The organism is Tsuneonella sp. HG094 (genome assembly GCF_053819285.1).
Window position 1 is genome coordinate 172,312 of sequence record NZ_JBSORA010000001.1, and the last position, 22,191, is coordinate 194,502.

The 22,191-nt window shown below is 68.4% G+C and carries 19 protein-coding genes; 10 read left to right on the forward strand and 9 right to left on the reverse strand.

The annotated features are described in order from the left end of the window. Positions 1-34: 34 nt before the first annotated feature. The 7 genes from ACWPMX_RS00885 to ACWPMX_RS00915 all read right to left on the reverse strand — a co-directional run bounded on the left by ACWPMX_RS00885 (position 35) and on the right by ACWPMX_RS00915 (position 8,160). The gene (locus ACWPMX_RS00885; RefSeq protein ID WP_455698165.1) at positions 35-1,384 is read right to left on the reverse strand and encodes a methyl-accepting chemotaxis protein; all 1,350 of its coding nucleotides are present in this window, start codon (positions 1,382-1,384) and stop codon (positions 35-37) included. Next, entirely contained in the window at positions 1,381-2,904 is a 1,524-nt protein-coding gene (locus ACWPMX_RS00890; protein WP_455698166.1) for a putative bifunctional diguanylate cyclase/phosphodiesterase, read from the reverse strand. The genes ACWPMX_RS00885 and ACWPMX_RS00890 overlap by 4 nt, the downstream gene beginning before the upstream one ends. A 78-nt stretch (positions 2,905-2,982) precedes the next feature. Next, the gene (locus ACWPMX_RS00895) at positions 2,983-3,837 is read right to left on the reverse strand and encodes a CheR family methyltransferase (RefSeq protein WP_455698167.1); all 855 of its coding nucleotides are present in this window, start codon (positions 3,835-3,837) and stop codon (positions 2,983-2,985) included. Continuing rightward, positions 3,834-4,871: a chemotaxis-specific protein-glutamate methyltransferase CheB gene (gene cheB, locus ACWPMX_RS00900; RefSeq protein ID WP_455698168.1), complete on the reverse strand. Its 1,038-nt coding sequence runs from the start codon at positions 4,869-4,871 to the stop codon at positions 3,834-3,836. Before cheB ends, ACWPMX_RS00895 begins: the two co-directional genes overlap by 4 nt. Before the next feature lie 77 nt (positions 4,872-4,948). Next, the gene (locus ACWPMX_RS00905; RefSeq protein WP_455698169.1) at positions 4,949-5,314 is read right to left on the reverse strand and encodes a response regulator; all 366 of its coding nucleotides are present in this window, start codon (positions 5,312-5,314) and stop codon (positions 4,949-4,951) included. Between the two features lie 66 nt (positions 5,315-5,380). After that, positions 5,381-5,818, reverse strand: a complete 438-nt coding sequence (locus tag ACWPMX_RS00910) for a chemotaxis protein CheW (RefSeq protein ID WP_455698170.1) — start codon at positions 5,816-5,818, stop codon at positions 5,381-5,383. Continuing rightward, complete coding sequence (locus ACWPMX_RS00915; RefSeq protein ID WP_455698171.1) at positions 5,815-8,160, reverse strand: chemotaxis protein CheA; 2,346 nt, start codon at positions 8,158-8,160, stop codon at positions 5,815-5,817. Before ACWPMX_RS00915 ends, ACWPMX_RS00910 begins: the two co-directional genes overlap by 4 nt. Before the next feature lie 113 nt (positions 8,161-8,273). Between ACWPMX_RS00915 and ACWPMX_RS00920 the strand changes: the two genes are divergently transcribed. The 9 genes from ACWPMX_RS00920 (at position 8,274) to ACWPMX_RS00960 (ending at position 19,223) form a co-directional block, all read left to right on the forward strand. Further along, entirely contained in the window at positions 8,274-11,837 is a 3,564-nt protein-coding gene (locus tag ACWPMX_RS00920; protein ID WP_455698172.1) for a hydantoinase B/oxoprolinase family protein, read from the forward strand. Further along, positions 11,837-12,514 (forward strand): DUF969 domain-containing protein, encoded by a 678-nt coding sequence (locus ACWPMX_RS00925; protein WP_455698173.1) that lies wholly within the window; start codon positions 11,837-11,839, stop codon positions 12,512-12,514. Before ACWPMX_RS00920 ends, ACWPMX_RS00925 begins: the two co-directional genes overlap by 1 nt. Then, a complete protein-coding gene (locus ACWPMX_RS00930) occupies positions 12,511-13,452 on the forward strand; it encodes a DUF979 domain-containing protein (protein ID WP_455698174.1) in 942 nt (313 codons plus the stop codon). Before ACWPMX_RS00925 ends, ACWPMX_RS00930 begins: the two co-directional genes overlap by 4 nt. Continuing rightward, positions 13,452-14,441: a DUF2891 domain-containing protein gene (locus ACWPMX_RS00935; protein WP_455698175.1), complete on the forward strand. Its 990-nt coding sequence runs from the start codon at positions 13,452-13,454 to the stop codon at positions 14,439-14,441. The genes ACWPMX_RS00930 and ACWPMX_RS00935 overlap by 1 nt, the downstream gene beginning before the upstream one ends. Positions 14,442-14,472: 31 nt before the next feature. After that, the gene (locus ACWPMX_RS00940; protein WP_455698176.1) at positions 14,473-15,231 is read left to right on the forward strand and encodes a class II aldolase/adducin family protein; all 759 of its coding nucleotides are present in this window, start codon (positions 14,473-14,475) and stop codon (positions 15,229-15,231) included. Between the two features lie 13 nt (positions 15,232-15,244). Next, entirely contained in the window at positions 15,245-15,781 is a 537-nt protein-coding gene (locus tag ACWPMX_RS00945) for a (2Fe-2S)-binding protein (protein ID WP_455698177.1), read from the forward strand. Positions 15,782-15,869: 88 nt separating this feature from the next. Further along, positions 15,870-18,149 (forward strand): TonB-dependent receptor, encoded by a 2,280-nt coding sequence (locus tag ACWPMX_RS00950; protein WP_455698178.1) that lies wholly within the window; start codon positions 15,870-15,872, stop codon positions 18,147-18,149. 40 nt (positions 18,150-18,189) lie between these two features. Then, entirely contained in the window at positions 18,190-18,861 is a 672-nt protein-coding gene (locus ACWPMX_RS00955; RefSeq protein ID WP_455698179.1) for a Fe2+-dependent dioxygenase, read from the forward strand. 17 nt (positions 18,862-18,878) lie between these two features. Next, positions 18,879-19,223, forward strand: coding sequence for an arsenate reductase family protein (locus tag ACWPMX_RS00960; protein WP_455698180.1), 345 nt, complete (start codon positions 18,879-18,881; stop codon positions 19,221-19,223). Here the strand turns inward: ACWPMX_RS00960 and ACWPMX_RS00965 are convergent. Continuing rightward, entirely contained in the window at positions 19,220-20,593 is a 1,374-nt protein-coding gene (locus tag ACWPMX_RS00965) for an MFS transporter (protein ID WP_455698181.1), read from the reverse strand. The two genes, ACWPMX_RS00960 and ACWPMX_RS00965, sit on opposite strands and share 4 nt — an antisense overlap. Before the next feature lie 135 nt (positions 20,594-20,728). Between ACWPMX_RS00965 and ACWPMX_RS00970 the strand changes: the two genes are divergently transcribed. After that, on the forward strand, positions 20,729-21,331 hold the full coding sequence (locus tag ACWPMX_RS00970; RefSeq protein WP_455700709.1) for a class I SAM-dependent methyltransferase: 603 nt from the start codon (positions 20,729-20,731) through the stop codon (positions 21,329-21,331). A 4-nt stretch (positions 21,332-21,335) separates the two neighbouring features. On the opposite strand, the gene ACWPMX_RS00975 is transcribed toward ACWPMX_RS00970, so the two are convergent. Then, positions 21,336-22,163, reverse strand: a complete 828-nt coding sequence (locus ACWPMX_RS00975) for a glycerophosphoryl diester phosphodiesterase membrane domain-containing protein (protein WP_455698182.1) — start codon at positions 22,161-22,163, stop codon at positions 21,336-21,338. Between the last annotated feature and the right edge of the window lie 28 nt (positions 22,164-22,191).

Sequence of the window (22,191 nt, forward strand, 5' to 3'; positions counted from 1 at the left end):
GGTGAGCGGACTACGGCGTTAATCAGCGTTGTCCCTAGGCCGCGCGCACATGCCGCAGGAAGCCGTCCACCTGGCTGCGCAGGCTGGCCGCCTGTCCCTTGAGTTCGCTCGCCGAGCTCAGCACCTGGCTCGCGGTCGCACCGGTGGCGAGGGCGGTCTGGCGGACCTGTACCACGTTCGCCGAGACATCGCCGGTCCCGCGCGCGGCGGTGTCGATGTTGCGCGCGAGTTCCTGACCCGCGACCGACTGCTGGTCGACCGCCGAGGCGATCGAAACAGCGGTTGCCTCGAGCTGCTGGACCTGTCCGGCAATCGCCTTGAGCGCACCGACGCTGGCGCCGGTGGAATCCTGCATCGCGCGGATCTGCGCGGCGACGGCTTCGGTTGCCTTGCTGGTCTGCGCGGCGAGTTCCTTGACCTCGCTGGCGACGACCGCGAACCCGCGACCCGCCTCGCCGCTGCGTGCCGCCTCGATCGAGGCGTTCAATGCGAGCAGGTTGGTGCGCCGCGCGATCGAGCTGATCAGTTCGACGATCTCGCCGATCTGGTCGGCAGAGCTAGCCAGTGCCTTGACCGTGCCGTCGGCCTGCTCGGCCGCGGTGGTGGCGTCGCGGGCGAGGCCGGCGGACTGCGCGGCCTGGCGGCTGATTTCGCCGATCGACATGGCGAACTCGTCGCTCGCCGCAGCCGCCGCCGCGACGCCCGACGAGGCATCGTTCATCGAGTGCGAGACCGCGTCGACCTGGTTGGCCGACTGGTCGGCGGCCGCAGCCATCGAGCTGGCGGCGACTTCGAGCTGGTCGGCCGCCGAAGCGAGCGCGGCGACGACGTCGCCGATCTCGCGCTCGAAGTTGGCGGCGAGCTGGAGCAGCATCTTCTGCTGGTCCTCGCGCGACGACTTGCGCTGTTCGAACATCTCGTCGAGCTTGTGGCCCGACTTCAGGAACACTTGGAAGGCGCGCGCGACGTCGCCGATCTCGTCCTTGCGGTCGAGGTGGTCGAGCGTGAACGCCCGGTCGCCTCGGGCGAGACGCTGCATGTCGGCGCTCATCCGGCGCAGCGGAAAGGCCGTGTCGATCATGATCCGGCGCAGGGCGATGCCGCCGAGGCCCAGGCCCAGGAACCACGCCGAGAAGATCAGCATCATCGCCGTTGCCGGAGAGACGATTCCATAAAAGCCCAAGAGGGCATCGAGCGTCGCCATGGTCAGCCCGAACAGCAGTCCACCGACGAGCAAGCCGAGCTTACGCACCAGTGGAAGGTCGTTGTACCAACGGGCAGCGACCCAGCGTTTCCGGCTGTCGGCGAAACTGGCGTCCTCGAGGCTCACCTCGGCGATTTCGCGATGCATATCGTCGGGGACAATGGCGGTAACGGCGTTCATGCTGCCCTCGTTGCAGTGCGGCGCTTGGGCCCCACGATTTCGTCGAGCCGCGCCGAGATCTCCTCAGCCGGCATTGCCTTGTAATAGAGCCAGCCCTGGATCTGGTCGCACCCGGCGGCGCGGGCGAGATCGGCCTGTTCCTCGGTTTCGACGCCCTCGGCTGTCACATCCATGTCCATCGCGCGGGCGACCGAAATGCTCGACATCATCATTGCCCGGCTGCCGTTGTCGATCTGGGCCTGGGTGACGAGCGAGCGGTCGATCTTGAGCTTCTCGAAGCGGAACTGGCGCAGGAATCCGATCGAGGCGTAGCCGGTGCCGAAATCGTCGAGCGCGACATCGACGCCGAACTGGCGGATCAGGTTGAGGCTGCGCTCGGCCACGACGGGATCGAGCACAAGGCAGGTCTCGGTGATCTCCAGCTCGAGGCGATTCGCTGGGAACCCGGTATCCTCGAGGATCTGGCCGAGCTGGATCGGGAATTCCGGGTTGCGCAACTGCGCGGCCGAGATGTTGACCGACAGCTTGATGTCGTTCCAGCCGAGTGCGTCGCGGCACGAGCGTTCGAGGACCCAGATGCCGATCGCGTTTATCAGGCCCGATTCCTCGGCGACCGGGATGAACACGTTGGGCCCGATGCGCTTGCCGTCCGGCCGTTCCCAGCGGACCAGCGATTCGACCGCGACGATGGCGCCGGTGCGCGCATCGACCAGCGGCTGGTAGGCGACCGCGAACTGCCCCTTGGCGAGCGCGTCGCGCAGCTCGTTGTCGAGCTCGCGGGTGGCGAGGCGCGACCGGTCGAAATCGTCGGAGAACCAGGTGCAGCGCATCTTGCCGCCGCTCTTGGAGGCGTACATCGCCACGTCGGCGCGGCGCAGCACTTCGGACGAGGAGATACCGTCGCGGCCCGTCGAGCGGGCCAGGCCGACGCTCGCGCCGATCGGGATTCGGCGTTCCTCGATCGGGATCGGCGCGCCGAACCGGTCGATCAGTGTTCGGGAAATGCCTTCGAGGATGGTGCCTGCGACCGGGCCGTGCTTCAGGATGGCGAACTCGTCGCCGCCCAGTCGATAGGGCTTGGCCTCGTCGCCGCAGATGTCGAGGAGGACCTCGGCGCATTCGCGCAGGACCTGGTCGCCCACGACGTGGCCGTAATAGTCGTTGACCAGCTTGAAGCCGTCGAGATCGACCAGCGCGATGGCGAGTTCCTCGCCCGCCGGCGCCAGCCGCGCCGCGTCGTCGTGAAGCGCACGGCGGTTGGGCAGGCCGGTGAGGCTGTCGGTGCGACTGAGGCCCGTGAGGCGGTTGACCTGGCTCAGGCCGATGCGGCCGAGCAGCGCGACCGTGGCGGCGTAGCAGACGATCCCGGTCGCGGCGATCGAGACGGCCGAGAAGTTCGACACCCGCGCTCCGACGACGACCATCGCGGTGAACGCGCCGAACAGGCCGGAGAGCACGACAATGGGAGCGAAGACCAGCATCTTCGCGCCCAGTGTTTCCTGGCGTGCCTGTGCAATCACGCGTGCCCCCTTCGCGCCGTTCGCGGCGACCCCGGGCGGAAGTAGCCGCGAAGCCCTAAGGAACCGTTGAGGCGATGTTTACCCTGCATTGCGGCGCTCCCTCGCCGATGCGCGCACCGGGTCGCCGGCGCGGCGGTAGAGTCCGCTGGTGTCGCAAGCGGGCACGAACCCGTGCGAATGGCCTGTGGCGGTCTCGCCCGCGCCAATCATCAGCCAGCCATCGCCCGGAACTGCCGCCGACAGGCGCTCGAACGCCCGCGCGCGGTTGGCGCGGTCGAAGTAGAGCAGGACGTTACGGCACAGGACAAGGTCGAAACGGCCGCTGCCGGGGGGCTCGTCGAGCACATTGCGCTGTTCGAAGCGCACCCGCCGGGCGAGCTCGCGGCGCGGCCGCCAGCCCGTCGGGGTCTCGTCGAACCACCGGAGCATCTGCGTCACCCCGAGGCCGCGCTGGATTTCGAACTGCGAGTAATTGCCTAGGCGGGCCGTTTCGATCGCCTTTGCCGAAATGTCGGTGCCGAGGATGTCGATCCGCCAGCCATCCCACGCCTTCGGGTTGTCGGCGAACAGCATCGCCAGCGAGAGCGGCTCCTGCCCGGTCGAGCATCCCGCCGACCAGATCGACAGGCGCCGCGTGCCCGCGCGCTTGGCGGCGAGATCGGGCAGGACCTCCTTCGCGAGCAGGTCGAACATGATCCGGTCGCGGAAGAAATAGGTCTCGTTGTTGAGCAGCGCCTCGACAACGTCCTGCGCGAGCGACTCCTCGCGCGGGTCGGCGAGCAGGCAGACGAGCTGGTCGAGGTTGGAGATACCGCGCTCGCGGAACAGTCCGGCAAGCGCGGTCTGGATGCGCCAGCGCCGGTTCTCGGCAAGGTGCTGGCCGGTGCGCGCGAAAAGGAGTTCGGCGACGATGCGTTGCGAAATCTCGCTCATGCGCGCAGCGCCAGGGGCACGTGGCACAGCGCGGCGAGCCGGCGGGCGATGGCCTCGGGCGGCAGGACCGCGGTCGCGAGGCCCGCTTCGACGATCGCACGCGGCATCCCCCACACGGCGGACGTCGCGGCATCCTGTGCGAATAGCGTGCCACCCGCGCGCGCAAGCCGCTCGGCGCCGATCACCCCGTCGCGGCCCATGCCCGACAGCACGACACCGATGGCCTGGCCCGAAGTCGCATCCGCGATCGATTCGAACAGCGGGTCGACCGAAGGCGTGCATCCGCTCGGTACCGCATGGTGAGCGACGCCGGTAACCAGCCGACCGGCCGTCCGGCGGACGACGAGGTGGCCGCTTCCCGGCGCGACAAGGATCGCCCCTGGCTCGAGCGCGATCTCGGGCCGGGCAACCGAGGCGGGCCTGCCCGAGGCGAGCGCAAGCTGCCGCGCGAGCGTAGGCATGAAGCTTTCGGGCAGGTGCTGGACGACGAGGATCGGCAGTGCGAACTGCTTCGGCAACGCGCCGAGCAGCAGGCACATTGCGTGAATACCTCCGGTCGAAGCGCCGATACCAAGCACCTGCGGTTCGCCGAGGCCCGACGACAGAGGAAGCACGGACTTCGGTGGTCTGGGCGCGGGCGAGCGGCGCGCACCTGCGTTCGGAGCGAGCGCACGGACCTTGCAGACCAGCGTGCGCGCGTACGTCGCATCGAACTCGCCCGAACGCGGTTTGAGCATGGTGTCTGCCGCACCGATGGCGAGCGCCGACAAGGTCGCTTCGGCCCCGCGCTCGGTGAGCGAGGAGACCACCAGCACCTTGGCTTCGCGGGCAAGCTCGAGGATGCGCGGCAGCGCGCCCATCCCTCCAATGCCCGGCATTTCGAGATCGAGCAGGATGACGTCGACCGGCGTTTCGGCGAGGCGCGCGATGGCCATCTCGCCGGTGGTCGCCTTGGCGACGATTGCGAAGTCTGGCTCTGCCTCGATGATGCGCGAGACCGCGGTGCGCGCGACCAGCGAATCGTCGACAACCATGATCCGGACGGGATCGCGGCGTGCCCCTGAGCCGGACGGCCTGCTATGGGTGGGCGCGACCCCTGCCATGGCCGGTGTCAGGCGAAGCCGACGAGCTGGAGCTTGATCTGCAGCGTCTCGTGGTCGAACGGCTTCATCACGTACTCGTCGGCCCCTGCGCTGATTGCTTCGCGGATGTGGGCGACGTCGTTCTCGGTGGTGCAGAAGACGACCTTGGGCTTGTCGCCGCCGGGCCGCTGGCGCAGCTGGACGATGAATTCGATCCCGCTCATCACCGGCATGTTCCAGTCGAGAAGGACCACGTCGGGCATCGCCTGGCCGCAGCGGTCGAGGCCCTCGCGACCGTTCTCGGCTTCGTCCACCGTGAAACCGAGCGATTCGAGGATGTGCCGCGAAACCTTGCGGATCACCCGCGAATCATCGACGACGAGACAGTGCTTCATAGCGGTGCGATCCCACCTGTTTTCAGTCTTTGGAGCGACCCTAGACTGCGCGGAGTAAGCATCTCGTTAAGCTGCCTGCGCCAGCGGACCCGCCAGCAGCGTGTCGAGCGAGAGAAGCAGGGCTGGGCCGCGCGCGGTTTCGACCAGCCCGTGGCAGGCGCGTTGCCAGCCGGGTCCGGCTTCACCCGGAACCGGCTCTGGCGCGGAGAACTGTTCGGCCACGTCGTCGATCTCGTCGACCATGAGGGCGTAAAGGTGGCCGCCGTGTTCGACGATCGCGGCACGGGCACCGACCGGATTCACCGCGGTGGGCGGCAGGCCGAGCGCGGCGGCGGCATCGATGATCGTGAGCGTGATCGAGCGAAGCGCGCCGAGACCGAGGACGTAGCCGGGCGCCTGCGGGATCGCGGTCACCGCATCGAGTTCGACGACCGACTGGACGTCGGCGGTGGGCAGCGCGGCGCGCCGTCCGGCGAGCGTGAAGACGAGGACGAGATCGGTCATGCCGCCCTCCCGGTGCGGAGCGTCGCGAGCCGGGCGATGAGGCCCGCCCGATCGTAGCGGTAAAGATGGTCGCTGCCCGGTGGGCAGGCGTCGGGATCGCCGGTCAGCGTGATCAGCGTGTCGGCCGCGAGCGTCGCCGGGGCTGTCCCATCGCTGACGATGGCGACATCCGCCGGGCCGTCAAAGCTTTCGTCGACCACGCGGTAGCCCGCGCTTTCCACCAGCGGGGCGAGGATGGTCTGCGCCCACTGGTCGCCCGCGGGCAACTGGCACGTAAGGCGCCCGGTCTCGCGAACCGGCGCGGCGTGGGCAGCGAACAGCCAGTGCGCGTCGATGAGGTCGGCGGGCTCGCCGTCGATCAGTACGGCTCCTTCGACCGGCCCGGGGCGTCCGGCGGGCACGATCTCTTCGGGCAGGTCGACAGTGTCGATTACCCGGTCGAACACGTAGGCGATCTCGCTCTGGCCGTCGCCTAGTCGCAGCAGGCTGACCTGCCCTTCGGCGGGAGCGCCGCCTTCGGCACCCGCGAGGGCGTAGATCGTGTCGTGAATGACCGCCTGCGGACGCTCGCCGCCGAGGTCGATCGCGCCCGCGGGGATGCGTTCGAGGCGACGGACGAGCGACAGGCGCACGATCTTGCGGCGGCCGTCGCGGCCGATGAAGAGCATGGCCGGAACGGTAGCACGCTCCGCGGCCCGGTTCTCTTCGGCGACGGGTGCGCGGGTGCGGGCGCGGGTTTCGCTCATCAGGCGGGCCTTGCGGGCGATACCGGCGACGTCGAGCATCAGCACCGGGTTACCGTCGTCGAGCAGGGTGCTGCCGGCATAGAGTCCGGTCGCCATCACGGCGGGCACCAGCGGCTTGATGACCAGTTCCTCGTGATCGAGCACGCGGTCGCAGGCCAGCGCGAACAGGTCGCCACCGACGAGTTTCACCAGCACCAGCGTTGCCGCTTCGTCGGCGACCGCTGCGGGGAGGCCGAGCATCGCGGCAAGCGAGACGCAGGCGATCCGCTTGCCGCGCACCGTCACCAGCAGCGCATCGCCCGCGCGGGCGAACTCGATGTGTCCGGCGCGGGCATGGACGATTTCCTCGACATAGCTGCGCGGCATGGCGAACAACTGCCCCCCCGCGGTGACCGTGAGCGAGGGAATGATGCTGAGCGTCAGCGGCAGGCGCAGCAGGATGCGGGTGCCTTCGCCGGGCGTGCTGCCGACCTCGATCGCGCCGCCGACCCGTTCGATGTTGGCGCGAACGACGTCCATGCCGACCCCGCGGCCCGATACCGCCGTCACCGCGTCTGCGGTGGAAAGCCCCGGTTCGAAGATGAGGTCCTGCCGCTCGCCGTCGGACAGCGCCTCGGCCTCGGCATTCGTGAGCACCCCGGCGCCGACGGCCTTGGCGGCGAGGCGATCGCCGTCGATGCCGCGCCCGTCGTCGCAGATGAGGATGCCGATGCGGTTGCCGCTTTGGCGCGCGGAGATGGTCAGCGTGCCGATCTCGCGCTTGCCCTGCGCCAGGCGATCAGACGGCCGCTCGATCCCGTGGTCGATGGCGTTGCGGATGATGTGCGTCAGCGGATCGCGGATCGTCTCGATCATCTCGCGGTCGAGTTCGACCTCGCCGCCTTCGAGATCGATCATCACCTGCTTGCCGAGTTCGGCCGAAAGGTCGCGCACGAGCCGCGGCAACGCGGTGTAGAGGTGGTCGATGCGCTGCATCCGCATCCGCGTGACGCTCTCGCGGACCTGGTCGAGGATGCCGTTGAGCCGCTCGAACGGCCCGTGCAGCGTGTTGTCGCTACCCGACTCGCGGATACGGCGGGCAAGATCGTTGCGCGCAAGGACGAGGTCGGAGACGCTCGCCATCACGTCGTCGAGCAGGCCGACGGGCAGTCGGATGGTGCGCTGGGCGGATACGGCGGGCGATCGGGCCGCGACGGGTTCGGCGAGCACGGCATAGCCGTCGTCTTCGCCATCGTCGGCAAGGGAGGCGATCAGCGCGTCGTCGCCGCGATCGGGCAAGTCTTCCCCCGCCTCGATGGCATCGACCATCGCGCCGATCCGGTCGACTATGGCGAGCACCGCGGTGACGAGCCGCGGGCCGGGTATGCGACGTCCGGCGCGCACTTCGCCCAGCGCGTCTTCGGCGGCGTGGCTCAGCGCCTCGAGCCGGGGAAAGTCGAAGAAGCCGCAGTTGCCCTTCACGGTGTGGACGAAGCGGAAGATCGCATCGAGGCGCGCGCGGTCGGCGGGGTCGGCTTCCCACGCGACGAGCTCGCCGCCGATCGCCTCCATCATCTCACGTGTTTCGGCCAGGAAATCGGCCAGAAGATCGTCCATCAATGCGCCCCCGGGGTGCCCCACGGATGCGCGTATGGCCCGGCGATGGTTAACGCCCGGTATGTTCGACCGGGTCGTTTGTCGCGAGCAGGCACTTGCGGCATAGCGGCGCGATGGTCGATTCCCCCGCGCGCTGGCAGTTCTGGATCGATCGCGGCGGCACCTTCACCGACGTCGTGGCGCAGAGGCCCGACGGCACGCTCGTCACCGCCAAGCTGCTGTCGGAGGACCCGGCGCGCTATCCCGATGCGGCGATCGAGGCGATGCGGCGCCTGGCAGGGACGGGCGCGGGACCGCTGCCCGCGGCGGAGATCCGCATCGGTACGACGATCGCCACCAATGCGCTGCTCGAACGCAAGGGCGAACCGGTCGCGCTGGCGGTGACGCGGGGCTTTGGCGACCTGCTGGCGATCGGCACGCAGGAACGTCCCGACATCTTCGCCCGCGCCATCCATAAACCCTCGCCGCTCGCGGCAGCGGTGATCGAGATCGACGAGCGCGTGACCGCCGAGGGTAAGGTGATCCGCCCGCTCGACCGCGCGTCCGCGATTGCCGCCATGAAAGCGGTGCGCGCGCAAGGCATCGCCGCCATCGGCATCGCGCTGATGCACGGCTACCGCCACACCGCGCACGAGGCGGCGCTCGCCGAACTCGCGGCTGAGGCGGGCTTCACCGAGATCGCCGTCAGCCACCGCGTCTCGCCGCTCGCCAAGCTGGTCGGGCGGGCGGATACGACGGTGGCAGATGCCTACCTCTCGCCGGTCCTCGGCCGCTATGTCGAGGGGCTGGCGGCGATGCTGGGCGAGGGCCACTATCCGCTGTTCATGCAGTCGAACGGGGGGCTCGCGGCAGGGGGCGCGTTGCGGGGCAAGGACGCGATCCTCTCGGGCCCGGCGGGCGGGATCGTGGGCATGGCGGAGACCGCGAAGGCAGCCGGGTTCACCCAGGTGATCGGGTTCGACATGGGCGGCACCTCGACCGACGTGTCGCTCTACGCCGGGGCCTACGAGCGCGACAGCGAGAACCGCGTGGCGGGCGTCCGCATCCGTGCGCCGATGATGCGCATCCACACCGTCGCGGCGGGCGGCGGGTCGGTGTGCCGATTCGACGGGGCGCGGTTCCTTGCGGGACCGGAGAGTGCGGGCGCGCAACCGGGCCCCGCTTGCTATCGCCAGGGCGGACCGCTGACGGTGACCGACTGCAACCTGATCCTCGGCAAACTGCAGCCCGAATTCTTCCCGGCGGTGTTCGGTAAAGGTGCGAATGAAGCGCTCGATGTGGCTGCTTCGTACCGTCGAATGGATGCAGTGCTGGACGACGTTGTTGCAACGACGGGTCGGCGGATGACCCGCGAGGAAGCGGCCGACGGTTTCGTCGCGGTGGCTGTCGCGCAGATGGCTCAGGCGATCCGCGGTGTATCGGTCGCCAAAGGGCACGACGTGGCGCGTTTCGCGATGAGTTGCTTCGGCGGCGCTGGCGGGCAGCACGCCTGCCTCGTCGCCGATGCACTGGGGATCCAGACGGTGCTGGTCCACCCGCTCGCCGGGGTGCTCTCGGCCTACGGAATGGGCCTCGCCGACCGGCGCGCGGTGCGCGAGGAGACGCTGGGCATCCCGCTCGACGGATGCGCCGGGGCGCTCGATGCCGCGGTGGCTCGGCTGTCGATCGCGGCAGCGGGCGAACTCACGGGACAGGGCGTCGATCCCGCTACGGTTCGCTGCGAAGCGCAGGCGTTCGTGCGCCTTACCGCGGGCGATGCCGCGGTGCCGGTAGTGGCGGGAAGCGAGGCGGCGATGCGCGCCGCCTTCGCCGAGGATCACCGCGCGCGCTTCGGGTTCGATACCGATGCGCCGCTCACGCTCGACATGCTGCGGGTGGACGCTGTCGCGCCGACCGAGCGAGGTAGGGCTGGCGACTTCGCGGCCGCGGCGACACCGGCCGAGCCGGTCGCGCAGGCGCAGGGGCGGGCGATCTTCCTCCGCGAGCATCTGGCCGAGGGGCAGGCAATCGTCGGCCCGGCGCTGGTGATCGACCCCGTCGCGACGCTGGTGGTCGAACCCGGCTGGACCGCGCGTCTCGCGGCGGATGGAATGCTCGTGATGAACCGCGCCGAAGCTGTCCGCACCGGCGCGGCAGGCAGCGAGGTCGATCCCGTGCGGCTCGAGATATTCGGCGGGCTGTTCATGGGCATCGCCGAGGAGATGGGCGCCGCGCTCCAGCATTCTGCGAGCTCGGTGAACATCCGCGAACGGCTCGATTTCTCGTGCGCGGTGTTCGATGCGGCGGGCAACCTCATCGCCAACGCGCCGCATATCCCGGTCCACCTCGGATCTATGGGCGACAGCGTGCGGACGGTGATCGCGCGTGCCGGGGCGGCCATGCGCGCGGGCGACGCCTATGCGCTCAACGCCCCCTACGCGGGTGGCACGCACCTGCCCGACATAACCGTCGTCGCGCCGGTGTTCGCTGGTGAAGGCGGGGCACCGGCGTTCTTCGTGGCCGCGCGCGGACACCATGCCGATGTCGGCGGGATCGCGCCTGGATCGATGCCATCGAATTCGACCCGAATCGAAGACGAAGGGATCGTGCTCGACACCGTGGTCATCGCGCGGGACGGGCGCTTTCTTGCCGACGACCTCACCGCGCTGCTGACGGCAGGCACGCACCCCGCGCGCAATCCCGCGATGAACCTCGCCGATCTCGCCGCGCAGGTCGCCGCGTGCAGGCGGGGTGCGGAGCGGCTGCTCGGGCTGGTCGCCGACCACGGGCAGGAGACGGTCGCCGCCTACATGGGCCACCTGCTCGATTATGCCGAGGGCGCGGTGCGTGGCCTGCTCGAAGGGCTGTCCGACGGGAGGCACCGGGTCGCGATGGACAACGGGGCGCAGGTGGCGGTGGCGGTCACGGTCGACCGCGCGAAACGAAGCGCGACGATCGATTTCGCCGGGACCAGCCCGCAGCAGCGCGACAACTTCAACGCCCCGCGCCCCGTCGTCAGCGCGGCGTGCCTCTATGCGATCCGTACGCTGATCGACAGCGCGATCCCGCTCAACGACGGGTTCCTCCGCCCGATCGAGATCCGCGTGCCCTACGGATCGATGCTGTCGCCCGAATGGCCCGCCGCGGTGGTCGCGGGCAATGTCGAGACGAGCCAGGTCATCACCGACGCGCTGCTCGGTGCGCTCGGTGCGCAGGCGGGCAGCCAGGGCACGATGAACAACTTCACCTTCGGCGACGACGCGCGCCAGTATTACGAGACGATCGCGGGCGGATCGGGTGCGGGTCCCGGCTTCGCCGGGGCCGACGTCGTGCAGACGCACATGACCAACAGCCGCCTGACCGATCCCGAAGTGATGGAGGCACGCTTTCCGGTGCTGGTCGAAGAATTCTCGGTCCGCGAAGGATCGGGCGGCGCGGGAGAGTGGCCCGGCGGCGACGGCGCGGTGCGGCGGATCGCCTTCCGCGAGCCGATGCGCGCCAACATCCTGTCGAACCGACGTGTCATAGCCCCGGCGGGCCTCGCCGGGGGCGGCGACGGCGCACTGGGCGTCAACCGGGTCGAACGCGCAGACGGCAGCGAGGAAACGCTCGGCGCGACCGCCTCGGTCGAAATGGCGGCGGGCGACGTGTTCGTGATCGAGACGCCGGGCGGCGGCGGTTGGGGGAGCAAGGGCTGATGTGGGTTCTGTTGGGGATCGCGGTGATCGTCGTGGGCTTCGTCCTGCGGCTGAACCCGCTGCTGGTGGTGGCGGCGTCCGCATTGGTGACGGGGCTTGCCGCCGGGCTCGATCCGCTCGCGGTGCTGGCCGCATTCGGCAAGGCGTTCAACGACGCACGCTATGTCAGCGTGGTCTACATCGTACTGCCGGTGATCGGCCTGCTCGAACGGCACGGCTTGCAGGAACGCGCCCGCGCCGCGATCGCCGCCTTGAAGGGCGCGACCGTCGGCCGCCTGCTGATCGGCTACCTTGTTTTGCGCCAGGCGACCGCGGCGCTGGGGCTGACCTCGATCGCGGGACCGGCGCAGACGGTGCGGCCGCTCGTGGCCCCAATGGCGCAGGCGGCAGCGGAGAAGCAGGGCGCCGATCCGGACGCGGACACGGTGCCCGCGCTCGCCGCCGCGACCGACAACGTCGGGCTGTTCTTCGGCGAGGACATCTTCATCGCGATCGGATCGATCCTCCTCATGGTCAGCGTGCTGCAGGGGTTCGGCATTGCGGCCGAGCCGCTGCAACTGGCGTTGTGGGCGATCCCGACCGCCATCTGCGCCTTCGCGATCCACGCCGCGCGATTGTGGTTGTTCGATCGCAGGCTCGCCCGCGCCAGCACGGCGACGAAGGGAGAGGGCGCATGATCGGCCTCAACCTCGTCTATACCGTCGGCGGCGCGGTGTTCCTCGCCTACGCGCTGATCTCCGCGACCGACCCGGCCAACCCGAAGCGGTGGGGCAACGCGGCATTCTATGCGCTGCTCGCCGCGAGCTTCTGGGCGGGCGACCGGCTGGGCGACATGGGCAACGGCGTGCTTGTTCTCGGCCTCGTGCTCATCGCCGGGTTCAAGCTGATGGGACGCGGCGGGCGGCCGACGACCTCGCCCGAGGAACGCCGGGCCGAGGCGGCGGCGCGGGGCAACTGGCTGTTCCTGCCCGCGCTCATCATCCCGGCGGTCGCGCTCGTCGGCACGCTCCTGTTCAAGCAGATGCCCGGCCTGTTCGACGTCAAGCAGGTGACGCTCGTCGGGTTGACGCTCGGCGTCCTCCTCGCGCTTGCCGCCTGCCTCGCATGGCTGCGCGACCGGCCGCTGGTGCCCTTGGCGGAGGGCGCGCGGCTGATGGACAGCGTCGGCTGGGCGGCGGTGCTGCCGCAGATGCTCGCTTCGCTGGGCGCGGTTTTCGCACTGGCAGGCGTGGGCGAAGTCGTCGGCGGCATAGCGCAAGGGGTGATCCCCGACGGCAGCCGCTTCGGCGCGGTGGCGGTCTATGCGCTGGGCATGGCGGGCTTCACGATGATCATGGGCAACGCCTTCGCCGCGTTTCCGGTCATGTTCGCGGGCGTGGGAATGCCGGTGCTGGTGGGGCTGTGGAGCGGCGATCCGATCCGCGTCGCGGCGATCGGGATGCTCGCGGGCTTCTGCGGCACGCTGATGACCCCGATGGCGGCCAACTTCAACCTCGTGCCTGCCGCGCTGCTGGAGCTGAAGGACCAGCACGCGGTGATCAAGGCGCAGGTGCCGACCGCTATCCCGCTGCTGATCGCCAACGTCCTGCTGATCTACTTTCTGGCGTTTCCGTGATGCTGACCGAGACCCACGCGCGCACCTTTGCGCGGATGACGCTGCCGAACCTGACGCGGAAGTGGCCGTTCAAGCTCGACCAGCAGATCTACGGTCCCGACGACGTTATTCCGCCGTCAATCCTGCACCCGGTTTTTCACGGCAGCTTCGACTGGCATTCGTGCGTCCACGGCTACTGGCAGGTGCTGCGCTTGCTGCGGCTTTTCCCCGGGATGCCCGAGGCGGCCGACATTCGCGTGCTGACAAACGCCATGCTGGTGCCGGGCAAGGTCGCGGGGGAGGTGGCACGGTTCGATCGCCCCGACGGACGCATGGCCTCGCGCCCCTATGGCTGGGCGTGGCTGCTCGCGCTCCATGCCGAAGCCGAGCGGCATGACGCGAACTGGGGCATCGCGCTCGAGCCGCTCGCGGTGAAGCTTGCCGCGATGCTTGGCGAGTACCTCCAGCGGATGACCTATCCGATCACCGTCGGCACGCACTTCAACAGCGCCTTTGCGATGGTGCTCGCGCTCGACTGGGCTGGGGGGCGCGATCCTGCGCTGGCCGCTAAGATCCGCGCGCGGGCGGTGACCTGGTTCGGCGATCGGACCAACTATCGCGGGTGGGAGCCGGGCGGCGACGAGTTCCTCTCGCCCGCCTTGACCGTGGCGCACCTCATGGGCCGGACACTCGATTGCGGTGGCTTTGCTGCATGGTTCGAGGCCTTCCTTCCGAACGCCGACCGTGAGGAGCCCGCGCCGCTGTTCACCCCCGCGCACGTCTCCGACCGGACGGACGGAAAGATCGCCCATCTCGACGGGCTCAACCTGTCGCGGGCGTGGTGCTGGCGCGGGATCGGTGCCGCACAGGGCGAGCCGGATCGGTTCGCCTCCGTCGCCGAGCGGCATATCGCAGCCAGCCTGCCCCATATCGGCGAGGACTACATGGGCTCGCACTGGCTCGGCAGCTTCGCGCTTCTGGCGCTTGAAGCGCCCGCGTGCGATAGGTAGCGACAAGAAACGCACACAGGAGAGAGTCCAGATGGCGACCCAGCTCAAGCCCCGGATCGAATGCAGCGAAGCCGAATGGAACGCGCGGCTCGACCTTGCCGCCTGCTATCGCATCTTCGACCTGATGGGCTGGTCGGAATCGATCTACAACCACATCAGCTTCAAGGTGCCGGGAGAGGACAACGCGTTCCTCATCAACCCGTTCGGGCTGCTCTATGACGAGGTGACCGCGTCGAACCTCGTCAAGATCGACATCGACGGCAAGGTGCTGTCGGGCAATTACCCAGTGAACCAGGCGGGCTTTACCCAGCACGCCTATTTCCACCGCCATCTCGATTGGGCGCACGCGATCTGCCACACGCACACGACCGCGGGGATGGCAGTGTCGAGCCACAGCCGCGGGCTGCTGCCGATCAGCTTCTATGCCTGCAACTTCCAAGGCCAGATCGGCTATCACGATTTCGAGGGCGTGACTGTGCGTCCGGAAGAGGGCGAGCGGCTGCTCGCCAATCTCGGGGGCAAGCGCATCCTGATGCTGCGCAACCACGGCCCGGTGGTGATGGGCCGCACGATCCCCGAGATGTTCGTCCAGGCCTGGGCGCTCCAGCGCGCCTGCGAAATCCAGATCGCCGTGCTCAGCCAGGGCGATCCGATCGACGTGCCGCAAGAGGTGATCGACGTGCACCAGCGCGACCTTGGCATGGTTTCGCTGCCCGGTGGACCCGGTTACGCCGATTTCGAGGCGTGGAAGCGCAAGGTCGACCGCATCGACCGCTCGTGGCGCGACTGAGCTTCCGGCCCGCATGACCGCGCTCACCGTCAATGGACGGCCGCTGGCCTTCGAACTCGATCCGGCGACCCCGCTGCTCCACGCGCTGCGCGAAGCGGCGAACCTCACCGGCACGAAATTCGGCTGCGGCGACGGCGATTGCCATGCCTGCACGGTGATCGTCGACGGCGAGGCGCTGCGCAGCTGCCTCGTCAGCCTTGCCGAGGCGGAGGGGCGGTACGTCACCACGATCGAGGGCCTGAGTCAGGATCGCAGCCACCCGGTGCAGCAGGCGATGGTCGCGGAAGCGGCAATCCAGTGCGGGTTCTGCACGCCGGGCATCGTCATGGCCGCTGCGGCGCTGCTCGCGCAGAACCCCGACCCGAGCGAGGAGCAGATCAAGGCGGCACTGCCCAACCTGTGTCGCTGCGGGGTCTATCCGCGACTCGTCCGCGCGGTGCAGCGCGCCTCGCGGGTGGCGCGGCGAACCGAAACGATCAGCGCCGCGCCTGCGCCCGGCATCAGCGCCGAGGATGCCGCCCGCGCGGTTCCGGCGATGCAACGCGAATGATGAGATAATGCAAACCATTCGCAATTAGTGCTTGTCTAATGCAACTGACTCGCAATAGAGACCCCTTCGAAATCAATGAGGGGTCTCAATGCCTGTGTCTTTTCCCGTCCGTCCCGCTGCCAACGCCTGTCTTCTGGGGAGCGTGCTGTCGGCACTCGTCATGCCCGCCGCTGCCCTTGCAGCGGAGGACGCGGACAATCCGGGCGAAATCGTCGTTCGCGGTGACCGGCCGGAGGACTTCAACCCCAACGCCAACCCCGACGCTCCCTACAAGGTCGAGCGTTCGCAGAACGACAAGTTCACCGAGAGCCTGCGCGACACCCCGCGCAGCGTTACGGTCATCTCCAAGGAGGTGATCGAGGACCTCGGCGCCAACAGCTTCCGCGAAGTCGTCCGCTCGACCCCCGGCATCACCCTCGGCACCGGCGAGGGGGGCAACGCCTTCGGCGACCGCATCTTCATCCGCGGCTTCGAGGCGCGCAACGACGTCTACATCGACGGTTTGCGCGATCCGGGCGTGACCAGTCGCGAGATCTTCGCGGTCGAGCAGATCGAGATCGTCAAGGGCCCCTCGGGCAGCTTCGGTGGTCGCGGCACGACGGGCGGCCTCGTCAGCCTCGAATCCAAGCGGGCCACCCCGGGTCTGAGCTTCGTGACCGCTGATCTCGGCGTCGGCACGGACCAGTTCGGCCGCATCACGGTCGATGCGAACCACGCGGTGTCGGACAAGTTCGCGATCCGCGTCAACGCGCTGTACCACACGGCGGACACGCCGGGTCGCGACTTCGCCAAGTCGGAGAAATGGGGCGTGGCCGCCGCCGCAACGCTCAACCTGACCGATACGATGACACTGTCGGCCGACTACTACCGTGCCCGGCTCGACGGCATCCCCGACTTCGGCCACCCGTTCGACGTTACCACGCAGCAACCCTACAATGTTCGGCGCGACAACTTCTACGGCGTGATCGGCCGCGACTTCCTCCGCAACGGAGCCGACATCGGCACCTTCCGGGTCGACTGGCAGCCGGTCGACGGGCTCGAGCTCCGCTCGGTCACCCGTGTCGGCGAGACATACAATCGCTACATCGTCGGGACCCCGGGATCGGTTTGCCGCTTCGCGCGGACTTCAACGGGTGCCTGCCCGACGACGGGTGCCGCGATTCCCGAGGACCAGTACACCATCACCGCCGGCGGCCAGCGCCGCTGGGCGACCAACAATTACGTCGCCAACGTCACCGACGCGACTGCGCGGTTCGATACCGGCGGCATCGGCCACACGTTGGTGCTCGGCGGCGAGTTCGCCCGCGAGACGGTGGAGAACCTGCCGCTGGCGATCCCCGCGTTCGTGGAGGACTCGGCGGGCAACCCGATCCCCGCGCCGGGCACGTTCATCCGCAACCTGCTGACCCCCGACCCGGTGCTCGGCTTCGACTTCCCGGTCGTGCCCGACACCACCAACGGTCCGAGCCGGGCACAGGTGAAGTCTCTGGCCGCCTATGCCATCGACACGATCAAGTTCACCCCGCAATTCTGGCTGACGCTGGGCGCGCGGATCGATGCCTACGACATCACCTTCCGCGCCAACGAGCTGCCCACGACTGCACAGCTCAGCAGTTCGGCCACGTTCGCCAACTGGCAGGCGAGCGCAACGTTCAAGCCCGTCGACGCGATGACGCTCTACGCCTCGTGGGCGACCTCGGCCAATCCCTCGGGCGAGCAGCTCGACGGCAACGGCATCTCCTACGACGGGTTAGCGCCCCAGACCGCCAACCTCGATCCCGAGCGGAACGAAAGCCTCGAAGCCGGCGCCAAGTGGGAAACCTCAGACGGCAAGCTGCTGCTGACCGCGGCGGCGTTCCAGATCACCAAGAACAACGCCCGCGAGAACATCGGCGGCAACGTCTACGAACTCGTCGGCAAGCTGCGCTCGCGCGGGTTCGAACTGGGTGCCAGCGGCAAGCTGTTCGACGTGCTCCAGCTATTCGGCGGCTATACCTACACCGACGCCAAGATCGTCGAATCGATCAATGCCGCCAACGTCGGTCGCGCGTTCGCCAACATTCCGAAGCATAGCGCGAACCTGCTGGCTACGTTCCTGCTGTCACAGAACCTCGAGGTTGGCGGGCAGGTCCACTACCAGAGCGAGTTCTTCGGCGGATCGTTCGCCGCAGGCACCGCGCGGGTGCCGGGCTACACGCGGCTCGATGCCGTGGCGCGGTACAAGCCGCTGTCGTGGCTCGAGGCGCGGCTCAACGTGAACAACCTGACCGACGAGACGTACTACGACGCCATCTACCGGTCGGGTTCGCCCTTCGCCTACGTTGCGCCGGGACGCTCGGCGGTGTTTACTTTGACCGCGCGCTACTGAGCACTGTTGCGGCAAGACGAACCCCGCTAGGAGCCGCGCCGTGTTGATCGTCGTCCCGTCCGTCCTGCCCCGCGACGAAGCCCTGGCCCTTGGCCGGGACCTCGCGGCGGCGGACTGGGTCGATGGCAACGTAACGAGCGGGGAGGGCGCGGCGCTCGCCAAGCGCAATCGCCAGCTCCCGGCGGATTCGCCCGCCGCCCGCCGTGCACAACAGCGGATCGGCGAGGCGCTCGCCGCGTCGCCCCTGCTGCTCTCGGCTGCGCTGCCAAAGGCCGTCCTGCCGCCGCTGTTCAATCGCTACGGTGTCGGCGACAAATTCGGCGAGCACATCGACAACGCCCTGCGTATCGACGCCGCAAGCGGGCGGCAGATCCGCACCGACCTGTCGGCGACGCTGTTCCTCTCCGAAGACTACGACGGCGGCGAGCTGAACGTCTCGGGCAACTTCGGCAGCGTGTCCTATCGCCAACCCGCCGGTGACCTGCTGCTCTATCCCTCGACCAGCCTCCACAGTGTGTCCGAAGTGACGCGCGGCGAGCGGATCGCGGCGTTCTTCTGGATCGAATCGCTGGTGCGCGACGGAGCGGCGCGCGAGATGCTGTTCGACCTCGACCAGACGGTGCAGGCACTCGTCGCGGAACGCGGCGGCGATGATGTGCAGGTGCTCAAGCTCACCCAGCTCTATCACAACCTGGTCCGTCGCTGGACCTGACCGGCGGGAGGCATTCGATGAAGGCGACGATCTGGCACAATCCGGAATGCAGCACCTCGCGCAAGGTGCTCGCGCTGCTCGAGGAGCGCGGCGACGTTGATCTGACGGTCGTGGAATATCTCAAGACGCCGCCGACCCGCGCCAGGCTGGCGCAGCTTTACGCGGACGCCGGGATGCGCGCGAGCGAGGGCGTTCGGACGTTCAAGACCGACGCCGAGGAGCGCGGGTTGACCACCGCCGACGATGCGACCGTGCTCGATGCGATGGAGGCGGACCCGCGCCTCATCCAGCGGCCTCTGGTGGAGACGGACAAGGGTGTGCGGCTTTGCCGACCGCCCGAAGCGGTGCTCGAAATCCTCTAGCGCGGCAGCGGCGCTTCGAGCGTCCTGTCCGAATCGAGCGCCACGATGCCGTGGATGAACACCGCGGCGCACAGAGCGACGATGGTGGCGAATCCGATCGTCTCGTGATGGCCGTAGAGCCAGACGCCGATGGCCGGTGCGGCAATGTAGGCCGCGCCGTTGACCGATGCGACGATGCCGCCGATCTGGCCCTGCTCGGCCCGCGTGACCGCGAGAGAAGCTCCCGCGGTGAAGCCGGGGCGGTAAAGCCCGAACCCCATCGAGGCGATCGCCACGCCGAGCGCCATGGTGTTAAGCGTCGCCGAAAGGGCGAACACCACTGTGCCCACGATCGCCAGCGCCATACCCCACAGAGTCGATGAGCGCGGGCCCAGCTTGAGCATCGGGATCAGGCCCCACTGCGCCAGCAGCGTGGCGATGGCACCGCACATCAGCACGAGCCCGATCGATTCCGTCCCTGCGTCGGGGTTCTGGCGCAGGCCCAGGCGGTCGAGGACGAAGAACCCCACGATGCCGAGGAAGGCCGCCTGCGCGTGACCGCCGACGAGACCCGCCACCAGCCATGGCCGCAAGCGCCGGTCGTACCACGACAGGTCCGGGATTACCCCGCCGGTCCCGTCGTCATCTTCGCTCGTATCCTCGACCCGCGGGTTCGAATTCGCGCTGAACGGTGCCGCCACCACGTCGCCTCGAGCGGCGAACTGCGGATCGTCGTTGGGCAGGCTCGCGCGCAGGGCAACCAGCACCACCACACCGGCAATCCCGAACGCCAGGAACGGTCCGACGAGGCCGGTCGCGGGGAATACCAGCAGCGGCGCGACGGCCGGGCCGAGCACGGTCCCGAGGCCGAAGCTCGACGCGATGATCGCCATCGCCTGCGTCCGCTCGGCGCGCGGCGTCCGACTGGCGACATAAGCCTGCACCGCGGGCGGCGCGGCGGATCCGAACAGGCCATAGAGACTGCGCGCCGCGGCGAAGAGCAAAAGCGTCCAGATTGCGGGCAGCACGGCGTTGAGCCCGAACCACAGCACGATCCCGCACAGCACGAAGCTGAGGATGAAACCGACCAGGCCGAGCGCCATCATCGCCTTGCGACCACGCCGGTCGCTACGCCGGGCCCAATAGGGGGCGCAGATCGTCCACAGCAGCGCCGACCAGGTGTAGGCCAGGCTGACCCAGACGTCGGCCACGCCAAGAGCCGTACCGATCGACGGCATGACCGACTGCATCGCGGTATTGCCCGCCGCTGTCGTCAGCATGACGAGGAACAGCAGTGCCATCCGCTCGCGCGAGATCGGCTTGCGCGGTGCCTCGACGGGCGGCCGCTCGGGGCCAAGGTCGGGGTCAAGGTCGGGGAATGTCCCGGTCATGGACGATCCGCTAGAGGGACGGGTCGATGCTTGCAATCGGGCCGCGAAGCTGCCACTTCCCCGCCCCGAAATATGCCCCTGTCCAACGGGGTGCCGGACAGGGCGCGTTGCTTGACCAATCCCAACGAATTCGCGATTCTTCGCGGCGAGACCATCGGCCAGCGCGCGGCGCGCTTCTTCGGCCAGTGGGGCGTTTTCTTCCGCGGTTTCCTCGAACATCCCAAGATGGTCGGCTCGATCATCCCCTCGTCGCGCTTCACGATCGAGAAGATGCTCGCCCCGGTGAACTGGGAAGAATGCAAGCTGTTCGTCGAATACGGCCCCGGCGTCGGTACGTTCTGCCGCCCGGTGCTGGAGCGGATGCGGCGCGACGGCACGCTGATCGTGATCGACACCAACCCGCTCTATATCGACTACCTGAAGAAGACGATTCCCGACGGCCGTTTCCACGCGGTGCTGGGCAGCGCGGCGGATGTCGAAGAGATCGTCCGCGCGCACGGGTTCGATCACGCCGACTACGTGCTGTCGGGCCTGCCGTTCTCGACGCTGCCCGATGGCGTCGGCCCGGCGATCGCGGCGGCGACCCACCGGGTGCTGCGACCGGGCGGCGCGTTCCTGGTCTACCAGTTCAGCGCCGCCGCACGCGATTTCATGGCCAAGCACTTCCACCGCATCGACAGCGGGTTCGAAGCGCTGAACGTCCTGCCTTGCCGCCTGTTCTGGGGCTGGAAGGACTGATCCCCTAGTCGAAGGTCGCGCTCACCGTTTCGGGAGCGGGCCCGGCGAGCTGGCGGTGCATCGCGGCCAGCACCGCCAGGAAGATCACCAGGAACACGGCATTGACCATGCCCGACACGATCGCGTTGCCGACCATCGCGATCTCGGCGCCCGCCAGGGCGAAGCCGAGGCCCAGGATCGCGCTCACCACGCCGCCGACGATGATCAGGGCCACCAGCAACAGGAGGACGAAAAAGAACAGCCGCAGAGAATTGCCCTTGGTCAGCCGCCACGAGCGGCCCATCGCGCCGATGGGATTGGCCATGCGCTCCACCGCGATCACCGGGCTGACCAGCAGGAACTTGGTGAAAAGGTAGCAGACCAGCACGAAGGCGAAGAGGCCGACGACCACGCCGATGGCGGGCGAACCGGCCACCCCGATCGAAATCGGGATTAGCGCCAGAAGGCCATAGAAGCAGGTCATCAGGATCTGCGCGCCGAGGTAGGGCAGCAGCAACTTGGCCCCGGTCTTGAGCGCTTCGCCGACGGTCGGCCGGCTGCGGTCCGACAGCAGCACCAGCAGTCCGAGCATGCCGATGCCCTGGATCACCGCGATGATCAGCACCATCCACCAGATGTCGCCGTAGAACGCGACCATCGCCTGGCCCATCGCTTCGGGATCCGGCTTCTTCGCCTGCGCCGCTTCCAGCGCGGCCATCTCGTTTGAAAAAACCAGGCTGAAGATGACGTTCGGCAGGAAGAAGAACACCCCGGCCACGATCAGCAGGACGTCGCGGTTCGCGCCCATCAGGCGCGTCGCCTCGTTCCAGGCAGCACTCATGTCGAACTTCATCGGTGGGACCCCTCCATCTCGCGGTTGC